Source organism: Pseudoalteromonas sp. SR41-1, assembly GCF_014164015.1.
Classification (GTDB): Bacteria; Pseudomonadota; Gammaproteobacteria; order Enterobacterales; family Alteromonadaceae; genus Pseudoalteromonas; species Pseudoalteromonas distincta.
Window position 1 is genome coordinate 46,219 of the sequence record NZ_JACJEK010000008.1, and the last position, 22,550, is coordinate 68,768.

Sequence of the window (22,550 nt, forward strand, 5' to 3'; positions counted from 1 at the left end):
GCGTTTATATAACAAACAACCCCGCGTTATGCATTTTGTAGGATTAACCCCAGCCGTTTAATTTGATACAATTACGGCTCTTTAACTAATTTTATAAGGTATGCGGGTGGTAAACCTAGGTCAGTTGTTTGGCGAGCTAAAAACGTGCTTAAAAAAAGATCAATTCATTTTCAAAAAACGCTTACATGGCGTAAAAAAAATAACGGATGAAAACAAGCATGCCAACGCGCTTGAAAAAATAGCGGCTGATATAACCCGTAGCCAAGAATTACGCGATAAGCGCTTAGCTGGCCTCCCTAAAGTGACTTACCCTGAGCAATTGCCGGTAAGTCAAAAAAAGGAATTAATTAAAGACGCCATTGCGAATAACCAAGTGGTGATTATTGCCGGTGAGACGGGCTCAGGTAAAACAACGCAAATACCTAAAATGTGTTTAGAGCTTGGTCGTGGCGTTGATGGTTTAATTGGTCATACGCAACCACGCCGATTAGCAGCGCGAACGGTAGCTAACCGTATTGCTGAAGAAATGAAGTGTGAACTTGGCCAGCAAGTTGGCTTTAAAATTCGTTTTAGCGATCAGGTATCTAATAATACGTATATTAAATTAATGACTGACGGTATTTTGCTGGCTGAAATTCAGCAAGACCGTTTTTTAAATCAATACGACACGATTATTATTGATGAAGCGCATGAGCGTAGTTTAAATATTGATTTTATTTTAGGTTACTTAAAAAACCTGCTTCCAAAACGCCCTGATTTAAAAATAATAATTACCTCAGCGACTATTGATCCTGAGCGCTTTTCAAAGCACTTTGATGATGCGCCCATTATAGAAGTATCGGGTCGTACTTTCCCTGTTGATGTGCGCTACAACCCTATTACTGATATTAATAAAGATGATATGGAAGCGGAAGGCGATCAGCTACAAGGTATTTTTGATGCCGTTGATGAGCTGTGTGCTGAAGGCCCTGGCGATATTCTCATATTTTTAAATGGTGAGCGTGAAATACGCGATACCGCAGATGCACTTAGCAAGCGTAATTTAAAACACACCGATGTATTGCCACTTTACTCGCGTTTATCCAACGCAGAGCAAAACCGTATATTTGCGCCGCATTCTCGTCGTCATATTATTTTATCGACTAACGTAGCCGAAACGTCACTCACCGTGCCAGGTATTCGTTATGTAATAGACCCAGGTACTGCGCGTATAAGTCGCTACAGCTACCGTACAAAAGTACAGCGCTTACCAATAGAGCCTATATCACAAGCAAGTGCTAATCAGCGTATGGGTCGTTGTGGACGTGTTGAAGCGGGTATTTGTATCAGGTTGTACTCTGAGGATGATTTTTTATCACGTCCAGAGTTTACCGACCCTGAAATACTGCGTACTAACCTTGCATCTGTTATTTTACAAATGTTGGCGCTAGGGCTTGGGGATATGGCGCAATTTCCGTTTGTACAAGCGCCAGATAGCCGCAATATTAATGATGGCCTAACATTGCTTGAAGAACTACAAGCGGTAAAACCAGCTAAACGCGATAGTAAAACCAGCCTAACTCAATCGGGCAGGGAGCTTAGTCGATTACCCGTTGACCCACGTTTAGCAAAAATGGTGCTAACAGCCCATAAACTTGGCGCATTGCGTGAAGTGATTATTATTGTGGCGGCGTTGTCTATTCAAGACCCACGTGAACGTCCACAAGAAAAACGTGCTGCTGCCAATGAAAAACACGGTCGTTTTGACGATCCAGATTCTGATTTTATCGCTTTTTTAAACTTATGGAATTACTTAGAAGAGCAGCAAAGCGAGCTGACTAATAGCCAATTTAGAAAGCTGTGTCAAAAAGACTTCTTAGCCTATATGCGCCTGCGTGAATGGCAAGATATTGTTTATCAAATAAGTACTGTGTGTAACGAAATGGGCATGAAAGCCACCAGCCAAGCGGCTGATGGCGAACTTGTTCACAAAGCGTTGTTAAGCGGGATGCTAAGCCATATTGGCTTTAAAGATGAAAAACAAATATACAAAGGGGCACGTAATAGTCAGTTTCATATTTTTCCAGGTTCAGGTTTATTTAAAAAGAGCCCCAAATGGATCATGTCGGCGGAGTTGGTAGAGACAAGTAAGTTATATGCCCGCACAAATGCAAAAATAGACATTAACTGGGTAGAGCCATTAGCACAGCACTTAGTAAAACGTAGTTACACAGAACCTCATTGGGAGAAAAAACCAGGTGCGGTAATCGCGTTTGAGCAGCAAACTTTATATGGCTTACTTATTGTAAATAAACGCCGCTGTGTTTATAGCAACATAGACCCTAAAGTGAGTCGAGAGCTTTTTGTACGCACTGCATTAGTTGAGCAAGAACTGGGCTTAAACGAGGGCTTTTTAGCGTTTAACCGTGAGCTAATAGAAGATATTCAAGTTCTGGAAAATAAGTCACGTCGTCGTGATATTTTAGTTGATGAGCAAACGTTATTTGAGTTTTACGATAAAAAAATACCCAAAGAAATTAATAACCGCGCTGCATTTTTAAAATGGTATAAAACACAAAAACAACAAAATAAGCATTACCTACACATGACTCGTGAAGAGCTAATGCAGCATGGTGCAAGTAATATCACTGAGTTTGACTACCCTGACACATGGCAGCAAGACAATATTATATTGCCGCTTGCTTATCATTTCGATCCAGGCCAAGCAGTTGATGGCGTTGCGGTACAAATACCGGTCGCGCTGTTGAATCAAGTGCAAGAAAGTGGTTTTGACTGGCACATACCAGCATTTAGGCATGAGCTAATAAGTGGGCTTATAAAGTCATTGCCTAAATCGCTTCGTCGTAATTTTGTGCCAGCACCAAACTATGCTGATGCAGTGCTGGCAGCTATTGAGCCAATGCAAGGGAGCTTAATTGATGCTTTAGCCACGCGTTTATTAAGAATGACAGGTGTAAAAGTTGATCCAGAGGCATGGGATTTAACCGCGCTTGCACCGCATTTACGATTACAGTTTGAAGTACGTGATGAGAGCGATAAGTTACTTGCACGAGGACTTGATTTAGCCAAGATCAAAGCAGAGCTGCAAGGTGAAGTAACCGAAACACTGTCTAAAGTAGCCGATAAAGGCATTGAAAAGTCAGACCTAACACAATGGGACTTTGGTGAGTTACCCGCTTCATACGTTAAAAAACAAGGTCAATATGAGATAAAAGCATACCCTGCGCTGGTGGATAAAAAATCAGCCGCTGCAGTGGAGCTTTTTGATAGCGAAGCAAAAGCGCAGCAAGCACATCAACAAGGTTTGCGCCGTTTAGTACTATTAAATGTGCCATCGCCAATTAAGTACTTACAACAAAACTTACCGAATAAGGCAAAGCTGGGTTTGTACTTTAACCCATTTGGTAAAATAGCTGATTTAATTGATGACTGTATTGCCGCAGGTGTTGATAGCTTATTAGTAAAACACGGTGATATACGCGACGAAAAAGCATTTGAAACAGTAAAAGAGCAAATACGCGGTGAGCTGGGCGATGCCGTTGTATCGATTGCAACGCAAGTTGAGCAAGTATTAAGTATTGCTCATGCCCTGCATAAAAAAATGAAAGGGCGCGTTGATTTAACCATGATAACTGCGCACGGCGATATTAAGTCACAGCTTGAGTCACTTATATTTAAAGGTTTTGTGAGCGCGCATGGCGCAGATAAAATAGCGGATTTAATTCGTTATTTAAAAGCGATTCAAAAACGTTTAGAAAAGCTGCCTGTGGATCCAAATCGTGATAGGTTATGCGTACTAGAGCTAGATAAAGTTGCGCAAGAGTATAAAAAAGTAGTTAATAAAACGCCTAAAGGGTTACCTATACCACAAGAGGTAACCGCTATTTTCTGGATGCAACAGGAGCTTAGAGTGTCGCTATTTGCTCAAACACTAGGAACGCCTTACCCAATTTCAGCCAAGCGGGTACTTAATGCGATAAAAGAGATAGAATAAAACTTGCATTTTCTATTAAGCTTAGTACCTTAATAGAAGGATTTATTTTTGTTTTGAAAAGGAAGCGACATAGTTATGTCCTCATCGATTGAACATAAAACAAAGCGACTTTTAGTGGTAGATGACGAGTATTTTAATTTTGAAATGCTCAAAGCCGCACTAGCGTCGAAATTTGATGTTAGTTACGCAGATTCAGGGCAAAGCTGCCTTGCGTCAGCAATTGCGAGTCCGCCAGATATAATTTTGCTTGATGTTTGTATGCCTGGTCTTGATGGTTATGATACATGCCGAATGCTAAAGCACACACCTGAAACAAAAAATATTCCTGTTGTTATGGTATCGGGCCTAGAGTCCCCATCTGAAAAACAAGCAGGGTTTGATGCTGGTTGTAACGCGTATGTTGTAAAGCCATTTTCAGTGGGTGCTTTGTTGGAAGAAATTAACACGGTTGTTTAGAGGTAACATATGTTTACTGATGATAAGCGAAATTTTAGACGCATGCAGATTAACACTCCTGCAAATTTGACAACGATAGAACCAATAGCGGGTTTAAGTTTTGCCGCAGAGTGCGTGGATTTAAGTGCAACAGGTTTATCAATTCATTTAGATGAATTGCTTGAACCTAATACCTTACTGACGGTGAACATTGATTCGACTCATCCAAGTATTGCGCCTTTAAATGCAACTGCAAAAGTAATACGTGCCAGCAAAGAAGATGATGGCACGGTAACAGCAGGTCTTGAAATCATTGAGTTTAACTAAATCGAATTCAGTTAAACTCAATAGTAGATATTAAAAAACCTTACAGATTAAGCCTTTTAAGTAAAAGCCTTCAGGGTAGCTGCCAGCAATTGGATGATCAGCTGCCTGGTTTAATCGCTCCATTATCATTAGGTCTTTACCTGCATCAAGTGCTGCATCGGCTACTACTTTTTGAAACAGGTTTTGTTCCATTAAACCAGAGCATGAGAATGTTAATAGTGTTCCGCCTGGTTTTAGTATTTGCATGGCAATCATGTTGATATCTTTATAGCCACGACACGCGCCCGTTAGCTGCGCTTTATTATCAGCAAATTTTGGTGGGTCCATTACGATGGTATCAAACTGTCTACCTTCGTCGCGGTATTGGCGTAATAATTTAAATACATCCTGCTTAACAAAGCTCACTTTGTTTAAATCTAAGTTATTATGCTCAACATTACGTTTTGCTGTATCTAAAGCGGGTTGCGATACATCTACGTTAGTTACATGCTCACATCCACCACGCAGGGCATACAACGAGAATGTACCTGTGTAACTAAAGCAGTTAAGGACAGTTTTACCTTTTGAGAAGCGCTCAAGTGCAGCACGGCTGTCACGCTGATCTAAGTAAAATCCTGTTTTGTGACCTTCAATTATATCAACTTCGATTTTTAAGCCGTTTTCTTCAATAAGCACAGGCTCTTTTGGTTCATTCCCCCAAAGTGCGCCTTTAATTGGTTCTAAGCCTTCTTTGGTACGTACATCTACGTCAGAACGCTCATATATGCTAGAGCCGGGGAAAATAGACATCAATGCGCCTACAATCTCGCCTTTATGGCGCTCGGCACCGGCGCTTAATAGCTGGCACACTAATACGTTGTCAAACTTATCTATTGTAACGCCTGGTAAGTAATCAGACTCAGCAGCACATAAGCGAAACCCTGTTAATCCGCCTTCTTCAATAACTTGGCTACGGGCTTCTAATGAGCGACGTAAACGGCGTTCAAAAAAGTGTTGATCGATGACTTCTTTTTCGTCAAAGCTCCAAACACGTGCACGAATTTGTGAGTGAGGGCTATACGCAGCAGTTGCTAAAAACTTACCTTCGCTGTCGTGAATCGTTACTGTGTCGCCTAATCCAGGTTTACCTTTAATTTTTTTGATGGCTTTTGAAAATAACCAAGGGTGTTTTCTTTTTAATGATTTATCGCGACCAGCTTGTAGGTAAACGGCAGATGACATAAGGCTTCTCAGTAGTAATAAATAAGCGCTGTATTTTAGTCAAGCAAGGAGCAACATACAATGAATGTTTTGCAAGGGGGGCATAAAGCACGGTAAAGTACGGATAATTCATTGATTAATTAGCTTTTTGGAACCTAACTTTGTCTGACGTCGCTTTAAGCCCTGATTTAGAAATACTTAACTCACAATGTAGAGGGTTTATCGCCTCTTTAGTGCATGCTGATGTTGCTCATGACATTACTCATATAGAGCGAGTGGTGCGTGTTGCAATACAGTTATGTAATGCGGAGCAGGCAAACATGTCAGTAGTATTACCTGCAGCGTGGATGCACGACTGTGTGGCGGTGGCTAAAAACCACCCTGATCGTGCAAAAGCCTCTACTATGGCAGCTGATAAGGCATTGGAGTTTTTAAAATCGATTAATTATGACGAGTCACTTTTTGATGAGATTCATCATGCAATTGCAGCGCATAGCTTCAGCGCAAATATAAAAATTAAAACAGTTGAAGCGCAAATAGTACAAGACGCCGACAGAATGGATGCGTTGGGCGCTATTGGCGTTAGCCGATGCATGAAAGTTGGTGGCTCAATTTCTCGGTTATTATATAACCCAAATGACCCTTTTTGTGTTGAACGCGAGGCTGATGATAAAACATACACGCTTGATCATTTTTTCATAAAGTTATTACATATTGCCGATAGTATGAATACCCCATCAGCTAAAGCAGAGGCGAATAGACGAACAAGGTATATGCATGAGTTTTTAGAGCAATTAAAGTCAGAAATTGGTGAGAAACGTGAATAATACAAGCATACCGAAATTATCAGGCATTGATCATTGCCATTTAAATGTTGATAACTTAGCTAATGCCGTTAAGTGGTATGAACAGGTTTTAGGTTTTAGCGTAGTGCCAGAGCTTGCCTTTTGGAATGAGCATGGGCGAGGCCCTTTAACGCTTAAAGATGCTTGTTCAACCACTCGTTTAGCATTGTTTGAAGGAGAGGGGCGCAGTAAAGGGATTGCATTTTTAGCCTCAGGGGATCAATTTATTCAATGGCGTATTCATCTTGAGAGTTTAAATATAAAAGTAGTTTTAGCAGATCATGGTGTAACGTTTTCTATGTACTTTAAAGATGAAAGTGGCAATAGCCATGAAATTACGTCACATGACTATCGTTATATAAAATCTTGTTACCCAAATGTTGAGCTTGGCTCTCACAGTGCTAAAAAGAATTAGCTTTCTTGATTTGCATTTTTTATAGCAATAATATCGTCTAAGTTTTTTACTAATAGCTCGATTAGAGCGGGATCGAAATGAGTTCCTGCTTGCTCTTGCATATGCAAAACTGTTTTCTCTACGCTCCAAGCCTCTTTGTAAGGGCGTTTTGAGGTAAGTGCATCAAATACGTCAGCTATAGCAACAATTCTACCTTCAACTGATATTTCTTCGCCTTTGATCCCGTTAGGATAGCCTGAGCCATCCCATTTTTCGTGGTGTTCAATTGCAAGTGTATGCGCAAGTTGTAGTAAAGGAGATGATGAGTTTGCTAAAATTTGCGCGCCAATGGTGGCGTGTTCTTTCATATGATCAAACTCTTCAGAGGTTAACTTTCCAGGTTTGAGTAGGATAGCGTCAGGGATACCTATTTTTCCTACATCGTGCATTGGGGCGGCTTGACGTAAAAGTTCTGCTCGTTGTTCATCCATACCTAGTGCTAACGCTAATACTTTACTGTATTGGCTCATGCGCACTATATGTTCACCCGTGTCGGTGTCTTTATATTCCGCTGCACGGCCTAGACGTTCTACTAAATCTACATGAGCTTGCTTTAATTGCTCTGCTTGTACTAGCGACAAGTGAGTATTAACCCTTGCTCTTACAATGGCAGGGCTTATTGGTTTAGTAATATAATCTACTGCGCCTAACTCAAAACCTTTGTATTCATCGCTTTCATCGCCAAGCGCAGTTACAAAAATAATTGGGATGTGTGATGTTTTAGGATTTCTCTTAACTATTTGGCACACTTCAAAGCCATTCATATCTGGCATCATTATGTCGAGCAAAATTAGCTTAGGTAGCTCTTTTTCAAGTAGTGCTAGTGCGGCATCACCCGATTTAGCAAACGACATACGATATTGATTACCTAACACTTCGCGCATTACTTTTAGATTTGCAGGCTCATCGTCAACAATTAATACCCGTGGCCTATCTGTCGTAAAATCCATTAATTAATACTCATTGTTTGTTAGTTTTTCAATTAAGGTTTCTAGTATTACGTGTGCTTTATCAAAATCAAATTCATCAAAGGCTTCGGCTATATCATCAACTTCATTTTGAAAGGTAGAAGGTGCGCCGCGTTGCAACTTTGCGAGTAGTTCATCATTTAATTCTGCGTTTTGCGCATCTTGATGAAGTGTTTCACACAATTGCTTAATCTCATCTATTGATAGAGTGTCTGAGCTATTATCCTCAGGCTTGCTATTTGGCTCATCGCAAGTATTTGATGACAGCAGTTGCGTTATAATAAGTAGTTCGTTTTTGATATCGTCTAAAAGACTAATAACTTTAGCATCACTTTGCTTGTGCTCTAAATCGGTTAATAACTTCATTAACGTTGTTAGCCCTAAGTTACCAGCAACACCTTTGAGTGTGTGAATGAGGCTATCGACATCTTTTATGTTTGATAATTTATCATTAAATAATCTCTCAAACCGCTTATCACTATCACTAACAAACTTAGTAATCTCTGTAAGTTGCTTACACTTAGAACCCCAAAGTGCTAATCCTTTTTCAAAATCTATATGCTGCGCTTTAGGATCGCTTTGCGATATAACCATTTCTTTTGCAATACCAAGCCCCAGCACTTGCGCTATTTCTTGGTTAAGCTGATTTATATCGACGGGTTTATTGGCAAAGCCATTCATGCCTGCTTTTTTAGCCGTAAGCTTATCTTGCTGTAATACGCTTGCTGTGAGCGCGATAATTGGCGTGTACTTAAGCTGCCTTTGGTTTTCTATTGCTCTTATTTTTTGTGCTGCTTGTATGCCATCACACAATGGCATATGTATATCCATTAAGATGACATCAAAGTATTGCTCTTCAAATACTTTAATCGCTTCAAGTCCGTTTGACGCTTTGGTAACTGAATGCTGATCGCGTGACAGAAGCAAAGACAGTAGTTCTGTATTTTGCTCTATATCATCAACTACTAGCACTCTAAGTGCAGGCAGTTGGGTGTGTAGACCATCAAAATAATCAATTTTAGATTCGTCACCTAAAGTAAGCGGCAATGAAAAGTAAAAACAGGTGCCTTTACCTAGCTCACTTACTAAGTTTATTGTTCCGCCCATAAGCTCTACAAGTTGTTTACTTATAGTTGTACCAAGGCCTGTACCACCAAAGCGGCGGGTAGTAGTGCCATCGGCTTGTTCAAAAGGTTGAAATACAGCTTGAATACGATCTTTTGCAATACCAATTCCGGTATCTTGCACTTCAAAAAACAGATGCTGATTTTGTGTCATGCCAACGGTGACCGTAACAGAGCCTTCTTCGGTGAATTTAATCGCGTTACCAATTAGATTAGTGAGTACTTGTCTGAGTCGATCTGGGTCACCGTAGTACGTAGAACTTACTGATTCTTTAATATGGAGTTTAAGTTCTAAATCTTTCTTTTTAGCCTCTAACCAAAAAGTAGAAATAATACTGTCTATCACTGGTTTTAAGCTAAAGTGGGCTGGCTCAATGGTGAGCTTACCGCGTTCTAGTTTTGCAGAATCGAGAATTTCATTTAACAATCTTAGCAATGAACGCGCTGCATTATTTACGGTAACCAAGTGCTTTTGTTGTTCTTGATCAAGTGGGGTATCCATTAATAGATCGCTAAAACCTATTATAGAATTCATTGGGGTGCGTATTTCATGGCTCATATTAGCCATAAAAGATTGCTTTGCATGAGCAGCTTCTTCAGCTTTAAATTTAGCTTGCTCTAGTTTTTCTTCATATTCTTTGCGTTCAGTAATATCGACTAAAACACCATCAATCCACTTTGGGTTGCCTTGAGCATCAAAGTCGATACTCCCTTTATCTAACAACCACAAAATTTTGCCATTTCTATGTCTAATTCGGTATTCAATAGAATATTGAGACTTTGCATCAACAGCTTTAGTGACTTCATCAACTATTTGTTTTTGGTCTGATTTCAAGACCAAGTCATTAAACTCGATACAATGCTCTGTAAACTCATTTGGGTTATACCCTGTAAGCTCAATTATATTTGGACTAATAAATAACATAGTCCAGTTGTCATCAAACTTGCATCTAAACGCGACTCCGGGCATGTTATCGATAAGAGAGCGGTATTTTTGTTCTTTCTCTTCTAAACTTTGTTGCAAAGCGCGTTGTTCGGTCAAGTCGGTAATAAAGCCAACATATAAAGGGTTATGGCCCGGCTGATTTACTTCGCCTATACCTAAGCGAATAGGAAAAACATGTCCGTTCATGTGTTTTGCATATACATCACGGTTTATGCCTATTATTTTACCTAGATCAACATTGTGAGCGTTTAAGAGGTATTCGTCGTGGTGCTTGGCAATGTTATCGTCCATCAGCATTTTTACGTTTTTGCCTTGAACTTGGTTTTCTTGCCAGCCAAAAATTTTACTTGCAGCTTCATTAAAACTTAAAATAATACCAGTATGGTCAATGGTAACAATGCCATCTATAGCGGTGCCTAAAATAGCATTTAGACGGGATTCTTTTGCCGACTTCTCCTCAAGTAGCATGCGATAGCGAACCATACCATTTATTACACCAACCACGCTTGTAATCGCGATAGTTGCTGTGGCGACTGCAATGGCGATAAAAGTTAGTCCTGCGGTTGCATTAGCATCATCATAGATTAGTGGCGATGTAGCTACAAAACGTGTAGCGGCCATACCCATGTAGTGCATACCAGCAACAGCACACCCTAAAATAACAGCGCTAATTGAGTTATTTTGAAGAGGTGATAAAGAGGGTAAAAAACGCTCAAGATTAAAGCGACTGTAAAGGGCTATAAAGGAGAGGGCTACAGCAACAATGATTGATAACGCAAAAATCAATGGATCATATCTAAGTAAAGGAGCAAGGTCCATTGCAGCCATGCCGCTATAATGCATAGTGCCAATGCCGGCTCCTAGTAACACAGAGCAAATCGACAATACTTTTAGATTCCCTTTACTATTTACTAGCATTGATACAGCGTACTGACATGCTATAAATGCTGGTATAAAAGAAAGGAGAGTGATTGTTGGATCATAATCAATATTAGTACACAGTGAAAAGGCAAGCATACCAATAAAGTGCATACTCCAAATACCAGCCGAAAAAACAGTAGCAGCGGTCACATTTGCTAAACGTTGGTAGCTGGGAAATTGAGTTTCTTTTGCGAGATCTATAAGTCGAATGGTGAAAAAGGCTGCAAAAATAGCAATCAGCAATGACATTGAAACTAATAGAGGATCGTAAACGCCATTAATGATTAAGCTAGGATCTTGGTCTGTGATAAAAAAAGCTGATAACATAATGGCTCAAAATATAATCTTTATTTATCAAGTTTAATCTAATTAATTAATAAATAAACCGTTAATTCAATGAAGTGAATAAAATAACGAATTTATTACTTTTAGTTTTCTTTTATTTATCAGGGATTAGTTTTTTAGTTGGTGTTTTTTATTCTAATGTATTGCCTGACACAGGACTAAGTTAGATTTATATGGTCATATTTAAGTTTCTATCGAGTAACCTTAAGAAAATAATGAATTGGCTTAACTAAGCGAAAATTACACTTTATTTGGTTTTATTAGTTGCTGGTGAATTTTCTCGTAGCAATATCATTAATGAGTATGAAAGTGTTTGAATATCAGTTAAAGAAAAGTATAAAACGTAAAACGGTTGCCATTAAAGTACATAACAAGAAGGTGACTGTATATGCCCCTCAGTTTGTTAGTAATAAACACATTCAAGAATGGCTTTTTGATAAGCAGGTGTGGGTAAATGCTCAATTAACTAAACAGCACAATATTGCTGATAACAGACAGAACCCGCTCAAAGACAAACAAATTTTAATCTTTGATAGCATTGAAAACATAGAATTTAAGCAAGGTACTAAGTCCGAAGTAATAAACAGTAACGACAGCTTGCTTATTACGCACTCTTCGCGCGTTAAAAATACTTCGCAAAAATATCAGCAACTTCTTGAAGAATATTTAAAAGAGCAACTAACTGCATATATAGAAATGCGTTTAGCGTACTTCTGCGCACAAATGGGTGAAGAGTTACCTACGAGTCTAAAAGTAGCTATTTATAAGCGAAAATGGGGAAGTTGTAACAGTAAGCGAGAGCTAACATTTAATTTGCATTTAATTGGAGCGCCTTATCATGCTATTGATTATGTGATTGTCCACGAGTTAGCGCATTTACGTCACTTAAACCACAGTAAAGCTTTTTGGCAACACGTTGAGCGTTTTTTTCCTAATTATAAAGCATCATCAACATGGCTAAAGAAAAACAGCATGAGTTTACAATGGGTATTTTGAAGTTAACCTGAATAATGGAATATAGGAATATAGGAAGATAGGAATATAGGAATAAAGGAATAAAAAAAGAAGTGGTGGAGGGAGCTGGATTCGAACCAGCGAAGGCTGAGCCGTCAGATTTACAGTCTGATCCCTTTGGCCGCTCGGGAACCCCTCCACACTATTTTTGTTACATTTGGCCCCACTTAACTTAGCGGTAAGAAAAGTGGTGGAGGGAGCTGGATTCGAACCAGCGAAGGCTGAGCCGTCAGATTTACAGTCTGATCCCTTTGGCCGCTCGGGAACCCCTCCAATGCAACGGCGCTGATAATAGCAAATTGCGTATTTAAGTAAAGAAAAAAGCTAAAGAAAATTGAAATAAAGCCGATAAATATCTATCAGTTACCACAATCGACTAAAGACTATGCAAATAGATGATTTGTTAATCACAGAGAGTCAGTTAAACAGTAGGCTCAATAATAGTGTGCATGAAAATCGCCGTGGCGAATTTTCTCTATTATTAGCGATGCTGTCACATGACGCACTCGACTTTAGCCAATTTCATTTACCAAAAACTGAAATAGATAATTTAGTTATAGAAGAAGAGGCATTAAGAAAGCAATTTGGCGCAGGTCCAAAGCAACTTTTAGCCCCTGATGAATACAATATGTTGGTTGGACAGTTTAATGCATCATTAATATCTCAAGAAGGGGAGCGCTGCGGTATGACAAGTATTAAGCTAAGACAGTGCTTAAGCCCTGAACCACTTGCGATTAGAAATGATGATAAGCATATTCCACTTAATATAATAGATAACTGTGAGCTTGCTGTCAGAAGAAGAATTAAAAGCGAACAAACACAACTAGCGAATCCCCCTATAAATGCAGCTGCTTTTTACGACAGCCTTAATAGTGATGCAATACATCAACCACTTCAGCTTATTGCGGTGTGATATATGATTGTAATAATCATCAGTTAATATATGCTTTATAACGGGTCTGCTTTATATATTTGCTAATAATTGATTTAATGAAAAAAAAGCATCCAAAAATTAAATGCAATTGCTATAATGGCGTCAAATGGTATGACATGAAATGCCATTATCATTAAACCAAGGTAATTAGGAACGTAATGAAGAAAACATTCACGCTAAATCACGAGAAAATCAAATACCCTCGTATGGTTGATGCTGCAAAGCACGAAGTGAAAAAATATTTGAAAAGAGAGCGTAATAAAACGCTACCTGAAGATGCTGACTATTGGGCATTTGACTGTAAGTTTGGTAACACAGCTGAAGATGCGCAAGTTGTGCACGTTGCTGAATTAAGTAACCAAATTGGCGAAATTGAAAAGCAAGGTTTGACCTCTTTCTATGTAGAGATTTTAGCTCGACCTGCTCAACGTCAGCAATTAGATTTAGATGATGACGAATAATACTTAACTAAATTAAGTATTCAAAGTTATAAAATGAGCCCAAGTGGCTCATTTTTTGTTTTTATGCAATAAAGATTTACTAAAAAGCATTTTTATTAATAACCAATAAGTAGAATCCCTCTTAATTAACATTTGCATAACAAAATGTGATGCTATAGGCTGTTTTTAATTAAAAAAACAAAACATTTTTACTATGCCAATAAATTACTCTGACCATCAATTAAAACTAAGTTTAAAGAATTCTAAAGTACTTATAGTTGACGATCAGTTATTAAGCTTAATCGTATTAAAAAAAATATTATCTGAGCATTTTAATGTGACAACAGCTGGAAGTGGTGAAGAAGCAATTGAAATTTGTAATGTAAATGTACCCGATATAGTCCTACTCGATATTAGTATGGGTGGAATGAGTGGTATTGATACATGTTTAAAATTAAAAAATAATACTGAAACACAGGATATCCCAGTTATTTTTGTTACATCCTTTGAAAACGAAGAAGAAGAGTGTTGGGAAGCCGGAGCTGTTGATTTTATTAAAAAGCCGATTGTAAAAGAAACACTATTTAGAAGGGTTCGTGCCCATATAACGTTAAAATTACAACACGACTTACTCAATCAAAAAGTATTTTTAGATGATTTAACTAAAGTATTCAATCGCCGTTATTTTGATGCACATTTTTCTAAAATGGAACGAAGCGCCTTACGAGAAAAAGTTGACTATGCATTATTACTCATCGATATAGATTATTTTAAGCAATACAATGATATCTATGGTCATGTGCAGGGGGATACGGTGTTAAACCTAGTAGCACAAACTATTACTAATAGTTTGCAAAGGCCAACCGATTTTGTTGCGCGTTATGGCGGCGAAGAGTTTGTAGTTGTTCTACCGCATACAAGCACTGAAGGTGCAATTTGTGTTGCTGATAAAATTAAACAGAATGTGGCCGATTTAGGAATATTACACAAATATTCAGAATATGATTTTGTGACTATTAGTATTGGCGGTGCAACCCTACAACCATACGTAAATAACAAAAACACGTTGCAGATCGCAGATGAAAAAATGTATGAGTCTAAAATGCAAGGGCGTAACAAAGTGTGTTTTTAAGTTTAGTTAGCTAATAAATCACTCTGCCACTTAAAAACACCTTTTAGGTGATAAATATTAAATAAGATTATTTATTACATGCTATGACATTTTTTGTACTTTTTATTGCTACCGCATGGGCAGTTATCATTTCTGCCTACTTTAATATCTTCAACAGGATATATAGTGCCATCTAAATAACGCCATTGAGTGTTTTCTTTAATAAACTGCGATTTTTCATGAAGCTCACAAAATAAGTTTTGATAAAAATATTGGGCTTTAAATTCTACAGTTCCAGTATCGCCATCATGGCTTGAGTCAATTAAATCAAGATTTATAAATCGACAGCTGTTAGCAAAATCATTGATTTCTTTAACCGGATTCTCAGCTTGTTTTTCTTTTGCGTAGGTTTGATAAACATATTTTGCATTTTTAATAACATAAGCGCTGAATCGTGAGCGCATAAGTTGTTCAGGAGTGTCAGCTTGCTTTACAGATAAGTGAAGCGGCTCGCAGCAATCGGCATAATTGTGCCCACTGCTGCAAAAACATAATGTGGTATTGAGTGAAGTCATAATAATAATACAGAATCTAAAACATTAGTTTAACAAGCTTATTGAGCGAGTGGTATCTCTGTTGTTTGAGCGTTTTTAGTAAAACAGTATAGTTTTGTATTCGTTTTACTTAAATCGAACGATAGATTTGTAAGTAGTTGGTTATTAACTATATCGGTCCAGGTAATTACCGCTGCAAAGTTTCCATTATGTAACGCAGAATTTAATACATACTCTAAATTTACTAGGTGCTTCTGTCTAATAACAAGTAATTTGCTTGTATCAATAGAGCATGAGTCAAGTAAAGCTTTGCTAGGTACATGATCTGGCGCAATTAGTAACGTCCATGCATTAGAGCTATTGTATTGGTGTAATACTTTTAAAAGCTCAAAGGTCGCTGAAATTTCATCTTCAATTTGGATCAAATTTACGCAATCGCTTTGCTCGTCTTGTTGGTAACTTTTAACTGTTCTTACGGTAATAGGCTGTAACATAATTTCACTCACTGGGTTTTTATACAGTATTCATATACAGTAGTTTATACAGTGCTTTCGTGCAAGCATTTTATGCTATTTATTTGTACAGTTATTCAGCCTTTGATCATTGTTTTTTATTTTTAAATCTATAATTCTTTATTAATCAACTTGTTATAGGTTTGTTTTTGAGAAAGTATTTCAAAAATAAATTTTTGAGTAATGTTTTAATTTGTGGGTTTTATACTGAGTAGGAGTATCTTTGTAACTATATACAGTATTTTTCAACACTGTATACAGTACTTATAACTTAGTTGGTTTATGTGTCTTCACTCGTGCGAGGGATCATATGAGAAAACTGGAGTTGGTGAATTTGTTCGTACAAACTTGCTGCATAACATTGAGCATCTTTAAATCGCTTAGTTTCGATATGTTTGCGTATATCTGTAACCGCTGCAGTGGCAGGTGCGTATCCTTGGCTACTCGCTAAGCTCAACCAAGCTACAGCATGAAATACACTTTGTGGCACGCCTTCACCTTTTACAAAAAATAAACCTAAATAAAACTGTGCTCTATGGTTTCCTGCCATTGCAGCAAGGCGCATCCATTTTGCAGCCAATGGAGCTTGATTATTTTTTAAATAATATAGGGCTTTATTAATAGTACTTTGCTCATCTTTTTTATTATCAATGGGCGCGGGGCTGCTTTCTGGTTGAGTAACAAAACCTAAAATGTTGTCTAGCTGTTGCTCTAAGTCTTGCTCACAAGGTGTTGTTTTAAGCATATTGGTTCATTTATTATTTTAACTACTTTAACAGTTTAGTATATAGCAAGGTAAAATGTCCTGTAAAAGATAATTTTTATGTTAAAATCTCGTCACTTTTTACTATCACAAGTTTATTATGTTTGAAGCCTTATTTAAACTCAGCGAAAATAACTCAACGGTTAAACGCGAATGCGTTGCTGGCCTAACGACCTTTATCACTATGGTATACATTGTATTTGTAAACCCGGCTATGCTTGCTGAGGCAGGGATGGACCAAGGGGCTGCATTTGTAGCTACCTGTATAGCAGCTGCGATAGGCTGTTTTATAATGGGTTTGTGGGCTAATTATCCATTAGCATTAGCGCCTGGCATGGGACTAAATGCCTTTTTTACGTATGGCGTCGTATTAGGAATGGGTTATACCTGGCAAGCCGCATTAGGGGCTGTTTTTATGTCGGGTTGTATATTTTTATTTTTAAGCTTATTTAAAGTCAGAGAATGGATTATTAATGCCATACCTCTGGTGCTCAAGCGAGCTATCGCAACAGGTATAGGTGCTTTTTTAGCCTTAATTGCCCTTAAAAATGCAGGTATTATTGTCTCAAGCCCAGCAACACTAGTGCAATTGGGCGACATTACTTCCCCAGGCCCATTATTAGCTATATTAAGCTTTTTTGTAATTGCAGCGCTTTTATACCGCGATTTTAAAAGCGGTGTACTTATTAGTATTTTATTAGTGACAGGCATTGCACTAAGTTTAGGGCTAGTTGAATATCACGGTGTTATGGCTATGCCACCATCAATAATGCCTACTTTTATGCAATTAGATTTTGCCGCCGCTTTTGATATATCAATGATGAGTGTTATTTTTGCATTCTTGTTTGTCGATCTTTTTGATACTTCGGGTACATTAGTTGCAGTCACTCAAAAAGCTGGTTTAGCTGATGAAAAAGGTAACATGCCTCGTTTAGGACGCGCACTAAGTGCTGACAGCTCAGCAACAATTGCAGGTGCGATGCTAGGCACGTCTACGACTACATCGTATATAGAATCGGTTGCTGGTGTATCTGTTGGCGGACGTACTGGCTTAACGGCTGTAGTTGTAGGTATTTGCTTTTTACTAATGATGTTTTTTGCACCGCTTGCACAAATGGTACCGGCTTATGCTACGGCAGGTGCTATTTTATATGTCGCTGTACTGATGCTACAAAATTTAAAGTTTGTAAATTGGGATGATATGACCGATGCAATTCCTGTTACTGTAGTATTACTAATGACACCATTAACGTTTTCGATTGCGCACGGTATTGCACTTGGTTTTATATCTTATACGGCGGTTAAAGTTTTGTGTGGTAAGCAAGATCAAATCAGTATTAGTGTTTGGATATTGACAGCCTTGTTTGTTTTCAAGTTTGCATTTTTGTCTTAATGACTAACAAATAGACAAAAAAGCCTGCATAAATTTAATTTGTGCAGGCTTTTTTAATGCTTTTATAAAAGAATTACCATTTCTTTTTAGGAGCAAACAATATATCTAAGTCGTCTTGCTCTTCTTCTGTTTTCTTTTTAAGTGCGCTTGCATTAGAAGCTCTTAGTTCAACACTAATTGCTTCTAAGTAACCTTCAACTTCTTGGCGTTTTGTTGTTACATATTCATCGGTGTATGTAACTGCATTGAGCGTTGCCTGTGCTTTTTCAAAATACTGTCTTGCAGAGCCAACCATACTTGCTGAGCGGGCAGATAAGCCACGTTTTATTTGGCTTTCAATATTAATACGCAGTTGTAGTTTTTCAAGACGTTTATCTTCTAAAACAAAAACTTGGCTGTCAATACGACCTTTACTGTGTTCAGAGCGTAAAATTGAGCGTAATTTTTTAATGCCCTGAATTAAGCCTACAAGTTGCTTGTCATTACTCGGTAGCGTTAAAGCTTCACTGCTATTATCTTGAACGGGATTAGATAAGTGCGTTTTCGCTTCACTTAAGCGGCTTTTAAGTGCTTTAGATGTTTGCGAGTTATTAACCATTGTATTTAATGCTTCGTAAATACGGCGTTGCAATACACGGATTATATTTTCAGAAAGAGGTATATTGGCACTATTCATTAGTGCTTCTTCTGTTTCTTCTATTATAGCTTTTTGTTTTGTTAGCTCTTTGCGGCGTTCCGCTTCTTGTTTTTCTTTGTGTTGTTGTACAGCACTTACCCAAAGTGCAATCACAATCAATGCAACTATAAGCACTATTATAATAGAAACGATCATGGTGTAATTCTCGGACATATAACCTAATTATTTAATCTTACATTAAATATACGTTAACAGGGTAGCTTTGCGCCGATTAACTTAAAAAATACACCAAAAAATTGATAGGTTGAGCTCTTTATAAACCGTAGTCACCCTAAGGGCTTATAAACTAAAGCTGAATAAACATCGCTACCTCAAGCATATTTATTATGCTAGCCTTGAGCTCTAATCAGATAATTGCACACCTAAAGACCTAAAGTGATATTTTACGTAAATAACACTTGGTTTTAAGCGGTATTGCCTTTATAAATAATATGAATAATAACGTTAAAATTTGCAGCCATGAAATTACAACAACTCAGATACATCGTAGAAGTACAAAATCATAAATTAAATGTTTCAGCGACTGCTGAGAGTTTATTTACCTCGCAGCCAGGAATTTCTAAACAAGTACGCATGTTAGAAGATGAGTTGGGTGTACAAATTTTTGGTCGCAGTGGTAAACATTTAACGCATGTAACCGGTGCTGGCGAAGATATAATTAATATTTCTCGTGAAATACTCTCCAAAGTAGAAGGTATTAAAGCCGTTGCTAATGAGCATACGTTACCTGATCAAGGTAAGTTAAATATTGCCACAACACATACCCAAGCCCGTTATGCTTTGCCTAACGTTATTCAAGGGTTTATGAAAAAATACCCTGCGGTATCGCTTCATATGCACCAAGGTACTCCACAGCAAATATCGGATGCTGCAGCACGCGGTGATGCCGACTTTGCTATTGCAACAGAAGCACTGCATTTGTATTCAGATTTAGTTATGTTGCCTTGTTATCATTGGAATCGCAGTATTGTTGTTGCTAAAGACCATCCGCTCGCTAAAAAGGCAAATAGTTTAACTGTTGCTGACATTGCCCAATATCCACTCATTACATATGTATTTGGTTTTACGGGCCGCTCAGAGTTAGATAAAGCATTTAGCGCACACGGACTTGAGCCACACATTGTATTTACTGCAACCGATGCTGATGTTATAAAAACATACGTACGACTGGGTTTAGGAGTTGGTGTTGTCGCTTCAATGGCGATAGATCAAGTGAGCGATACCGATTTAGTGTGTATTGATGCAAGCCACTTATTTGAAGCAAGCACGACCAAAATTGGTTTTAGAAAGGGCAGCTTTTTACGTACTTACATGTATGATTTTATTGAACGTTTTGCACCGCACTTAACTAAAGAGCGCGTAGAGCGAGCAAGCTTGTTACGTAACCAAGATGACGTAGATAAGTTATTTGCAGATATAGAGTTACCCGTTAAATAAGGTGATTGCATTGAACGAACAATAAAAAAGCTGCCTATTTTAAAATAGGCAGCTTTTTCTCTTTATAGCGAGCTGATTAACATTCGATAATATTAACTGCTAATCCACCGCGAGCGGTTTCTTTGTATTTGGTTTTCATATCGTTGCCGGTTTCAAGCATGGTTTTAATCACTTTATCAAGTGATACCTTTTGCTCGCCACTACCACGAATAGCTAAACGTGAGGCATTAATTGCTTTAATCGCGCCCATTGCATTACGTTCAATACACGGTACTTGTACTAAGCCACCAACAGGGTCGCACGTGAGGCCTAAATTATGTTCCATACCAATTTCTGCTGCGTTCTCTACTTGCACAACATTGCCACCAACAATTTCTGTTAATGCGCCTGCAGCCATAGAGCACGCAACGCCAACTTCACCTTGGCAACCTACTTCAGCACCCGATATAGAGGCATTCTTTTTATATAAAATACCAATAGCAGCAGCCGTTAATAAATAACGTGTGGCTATATCGCGGTCTACTTCTTTCACAAATGTGTGATAGTACATAAGCACAGCCGGTAAAATACCCGCAGCACCATTAGTTGGTGCGGTAACTACACGGCCACCTGCCGCATTTTCTTCGTTTACGGCAAGGGCAAATAAATCAACCCAGTCCATTGCACGAAGTGGGTCGTTACTGACCTCTATATTTAGTTTTAAGTATAAGCTAGGCGCTCGGCGCTTTACTTTTAAGCCGCCAGGTAGGATACCTTCGGTACGCATACCACGGTCAATACAGGCCATCATTACTTTCCAGATATGAAACAGCGTGTCTTTTATTTCATCTTCAGTGCGTAGTGTTTTTTCGTTCTTCATCATTAAGCTTGAAACACTAAGCCCTGACTCTTTACACATCTCTAGTAGCTCTTTTGCGCTACTGAAAGGAAAAGGAGCTGGGTTTTCTTCTCTAATATCAAGGGCTGCTTGTTTTTCGTTTTCAAACTCTTCATCAGTAACAATAAAGCCACCGCCAATAGAGTAATATACTTTGCTGTAAACTTTTTCGCCGTTGTTTGAGGCGATAATTTCCATTGCATTAGAGTGCTTAGGCAGCGTTTTGCGACGATGAAAAACAATAGCGCCTTGTTTTGGAAACTTAGCTTTGTGTGTTTTGTTTAGATAAATAACCTGATCTTGTTCGATGGTCGCTAAAATGTCGTCGACTAAATCGGCATCTATAGTTTCAGGGTCATAACCGGCTAAACCAAGAATTACGGCTTTACCCGAGCCATGGCCAACACCTGTTTGACCCAAAGAGCCATAAAGCTCTACTTTAATATCGGTCACATTTGCTAATAATTGTTGTTCTTGTAGGTCATTAACAAATAAGCGTGATGCGCGCATTGGGCCAACGGTGTGTGATGACGAAGGGCCAATACCAATGCTAAACATATCAAATGCACTGATCATAATGTGTGTGTCTCTACTTTGTTTTATCAGCACGAAGCTGCTCTTTGAACGGTCGAGCATGATAACGTGGAATTGTGATTGTGTAACTACTAATAACGAAGATTTAAACTGGTAAGGCGAGTTGTTTTGTAAAGTTTTTTATAATGCTTGCAGTCGCACCCCAAAGTAAACCATGTGGCGTTTTAAAACCTTGCAAAATAACCGTTTTCCCAAATCGTTGAAAAGGTAAGGGTTGCCAATTAGCTTCGTTATTTAACTCAGTGACCGAGAGTAAAAAGCTCGCTTGTACTTCATTATAGTCATTTTCCCAGGTGGTGCCTTTATTAAGTAAACCCACATAGGGGCTAATACTAAAACCCGTTAATGTTGAATACTCAGGTAAGTGACCTAATACATTAACGTTGTTTTGGGCAATATTTAGCTCTTCTTTTAGTTCGCGAAGGGCTGTGGCGCGAAGGGTAATGTCGCTTACTTCAAACTTACCTCCGGGCAAACAAATCTCCCCAGGGTGATGGTGTAAATAAGTAGGGCGTTTACACAGTAAGATATGTGCATGATTATCTATATCAATAATTGGCAGCATAACAGCGCTAGCACGTTTTTTACGCGTGTCTTTTAACTGGTTTGGCGCAGCTGTAGGGCTTAACAGAAACCGCGCCATAATGTGTTCACTATTCAAAGCG

At 38.4% G+C, this 22,550-nt stretch carries 20 protein-coding genes and 2 tRNA genes; 11 read left to right on the forward strand and 11 right to left on the reverse strand.

Going from position 1 to position 22,550, the window contains the following annotated elements:
- The first annotated feature begins 106 nt into the window (after positions 1–106).
- The 3 genes from hrpA to H5118_RS08640 all read left to right on the forward strand — a co-directional run bounded on the left by hrpA (position 107) and on the right by H5118_RS08640 (position 4,756).
- Positions 107–3,994, forward strand: a complete 3,888-nt coding sequence (gene hrpA / locus H5118_RS08630; protein ID WP_182748509.1) for an ATP-dependent RNA helicase HrpA — start codon at positions 107–109, stop codon at positions 3,992–3,994.
- Positions 3,995–4,069: 75 nt separating this feature from the next.
- Entirely contained in the window at positions 4,070–4,450 is a 381-nt protein-coding gene (locus tag H5118_RS08635) for a PleD family two-component system response regulator (RefSeq protein WP_024597850.1), read from the forward strand.
- Between the two features lie 9 nt (positions 4,451–4,459).
- Complete coding sequence (locus H5118_RS08640; protein WP_024597619.1) at positions 4,460–4,756, forward strand: PilZ domain-containing protein; 297 nt, start codon at positions 4,460–4,462, stop codon at positions 4,754–4,756.
- Between the two features lie 30 nt (positions 4,757–4,786).
- Here H5118_RS08640 and H5118_RS08645 read toward each other — a convergent pair whose 3' ends face one another.
- On the reverse strand, positions 4,787–5,977 hold the full coding sequence (locus H5118_RS08645; RefSeq protein WP_182748511.1) for a class I SAM-dependent methyltransferase: 1,191 nt from the start codon (positions 5,975–5,977) through the stop codon (positions 4,787–4,789).
- A gap of 140 nt (positions 5,978–6,117) precedes the next feature.
- Between H5118_RS08645 and H5118_RS08650 the strand changes: the two genes are divergently transcribed.
- Together H5118_RS08650 and H5118_RS08655 are read left to right on the forward strand one after the other, a co-directional pair.
- Entirely contained in the window at positions 6,118–6,783 is a 666-nt protein-coding gene (locus H5118_RS08650) for an HD domain-containing protein (protein WP_182748513.1), read from the forward strand.
- Complete coding sequence (locus tag H5118_RS08655; RefSeq protein ID WP_182748515.1) at positions 6,776–7,216, forward strand: VOC family protein; 441 nt, start codon at positions 6,776–6,778, stop codon at positions 7,214–7,216. Before H5118_RS08650 ends, H5118_RS08655 begins: the two co-directional genes overlap by 8 nt.
- Here H5118_RS08655 and H5118_RS08660 read toward each other — a convergent pair.
- Together H5118_RS08660 and H5118_RS08665 are read right to left on the reverse strand one after the other, a co-directional pair.
- Positions 7,213–8,205 carry a two-component system response regulator gene (locus H5118_RS08660; RefSeq protein ID WP_002961438.1) on the reverse strand — a complete coding sequence of 331 codons (993 nt, stop codon included), beginning with the start codon at positions 8,203–8,205 and terminating at the stop codon, positions 7,213–7,215. The two genes, H5118_RS08655 and H5118_RS08660, sit on opposite strands and share 4 nt — an antisense overlap.
- A gap of 3 nt (positions 8,206–8,208) precedes the next feature.
- Positions 8,209–11,541: an MHYT domain-containing protein gene (locus tag H5118_RS08665; RefSeq protein WP_182748517.1), complete on the reverse strand. Its 3,333-nt coding sequence runs from the start codon at positions 11,539–11,541 to the stop codon at positions 8,209–8,211.
- A 315-nt stretch (positions 11,542–11,856) separates the two neighbouring features.
- Between H5118_RS08665 and H5118_RS08670 the strand changes: the two genes are divergently transcribed.
- Complete coding sequence (locus tag H5118_RS08670) at positions 11,857–12,555, forward strand: M48 family metallopeptidase (protein WP_182694637.1); 699 nt, start codon at positions 11,857–11,859, stop codon at positions 12,553–12,555.
- Positions 12,556–12,627: 72 nt separating this feature from the next.
- Here the strand turns inward: H5118_RS08670 and H5118_RS08675 are convergent.
- Positions 12,628–12,712, reverse strand: a tRNA-Tyr gene (locus H5118_RS08675).
- Between the two features lie 49 nt (positions 12,713–12,761).
- A tRNA-Tyr gene (locus tag H5118_RS08680) sits at positions 12,762–12,846 on the reverse strand.
- Positions 12,847–12,958: 112 nt separating this feature from the next.
- Between H5118_RS08680 and H5118_RS08685 the strand changes: the two genes are divergently transcribed.
- From H5118_RS08685 to H5118_RS08695, 3 genes are all read left to right on the forward strand, one after another.
- On the forward strand, positions 12,959–13,486 hold the full coding sequence (locus tag H5118_RS08685; RefSeq protein WP_033021584.1) for a VC2046/SO_2500 family protein: 528 nt from the start codon (positions 12,959–12,961) through the stop codon (positions 13,484–13,486).
- 179 nt (positions 13,487–13,665) lie between these two features.
- Positions 13,666–13,968: a DUF6172 family protein gene (locus H5118_RS08690; protein ID WP_002961433.1), complete on the forward strand. Its 303-nt coding sequence runs from the start codon at positions 13,666–13,668 to the stop codon at positions 13,966–13,968.
- Positions 13,969–14,161: 193 nt separating this feature from the next.
- Positions 14,162–15,079 (forward strand): diguanylate cyclase, encoded by a 918-nt coding sequence (locus H5118_RS08695; RefSeq protein WP_138489334.1) that lies wholly within the window; start codon positions 14,162–14,164, stop codon positions 15,077–15,079.
- Between the two features lie 74 nt (positions 15,080–15,153).
- Here H5118_RS08695 and H5118_RS08700 read toward each other — a convergent pair whose 3' ends face one another.
- The 3 genes from H5118_RS08700 to H5118_RS08710 form a co-directional block, all read right to left on the reverse strand.
- Positions 15,154–15,633 carry a YchJ family protein gene (locus tag H5118_RS08700; RefSeq protein ID WP_024595938.1) on the reverse strand — a complete coding sequence of 160 codons (480 nt, stop codon included), beginning with the start codon at positions 15,631–15,633 and terminating at the stop codon, positions 15,154–15,156.
- Between the two features lie 38 nt (positions 15,634–15,671).
- Entirely contained in the window at positions 15,672–16,106 is a 435-nt protein-coding gene (locus H5118_RS08705) for a SulA-like leucine-rich domain-containing protein (RefSeq protein ID WP_002961428.1), read from the reverse strand.
- Positions 16,107–16,404: 298 nt separating this feature from the next.
- The gene (locus H5118_RS08710) at positions 16,405–16,869 is read right to left on the reverse strand and encodes a tetratricopeptide repeat protein (RefSeq protein ID WP_182693823.1); all 465 of its coding nucleotides are present in this window, start codon (positions 16,867–16,869) and stop codon (positions 16,405–16,407) included.
- 118 nt (positions 16,870–16,987) lie between these two features.
- Between H5118_RS08710 and H5118_RS08715 the strand changes: the two genes are divergently transcribed.
- Entirely contained in the window at positions 16,988–18,280 is a 1,293-nt protein-coding gene (locus H5118_RS08715; protein WP_002961426.1) for an NCS2 family permease, read from the forward strand.
- Between the two features lie 73 nt (positions 18,281–18,353).
- On the opposite strand, the gene H5118_RS08720 is transcribed toward H5118_RS08715, so the two are convergent.
- Positions 18,354–19,112, reverse strand: coding sequence for a hypothetical protein (locus tag H5118_RS08720; protein WP_182748519.1), 759 nt, complete (start codon positions 19,110–19,112; stop codon positions 18,354–18,356).
- A gap of 324 nt (positions 19,113–19,436) precedes the next feature.
- On the opposite strand from H5118_RS08720, the gene cysB reads away from it, so the two are divergent.
- Positions 19,437–20,414: an HTH-type transcriptional regulator CysB gene (gene cysB, locus H5118_RS08725; protein ID WP_002961670.1), complete on the forward strand. Its 978-nt coding sequence runs from the start codon at positions 19,437–19,439 to the stop codon at positions 20,412–20,414.
- Positions 20,415–20,490: 76 nt separating this feature from the next.
- On the opposite strand, the gene H5118_RS08730 is transcribed toward cysB, so the two are convergent.
- Positions 20,491–21,867: an L-serine ammonia-lyase gene (locus H5118_RS08730; protein WP_182696431.1), complete on the reverse strand. Its 1,377-nt coding sequence runs from the start codon at positions 21,865–21,867 to the stop codon at positions 20,491–20,493.
- 103 nt (positions 21,868–21,970) lie between these two features.
- Positions 21,971–22,546 carry a CoA pyrophosphatase gene (locus H5118_RS08735; protein ID WP_033021652.1) on the reverse strand — a complete coding sequence of 192 codons (576 nt, stop codon included), beginning with the start codon at positions 22,544–22,546 and terminating at the stop codon, positions 21,971–21,973.
- Positions 22,547–22,550 lie beyond the last annotated feature (4 nt).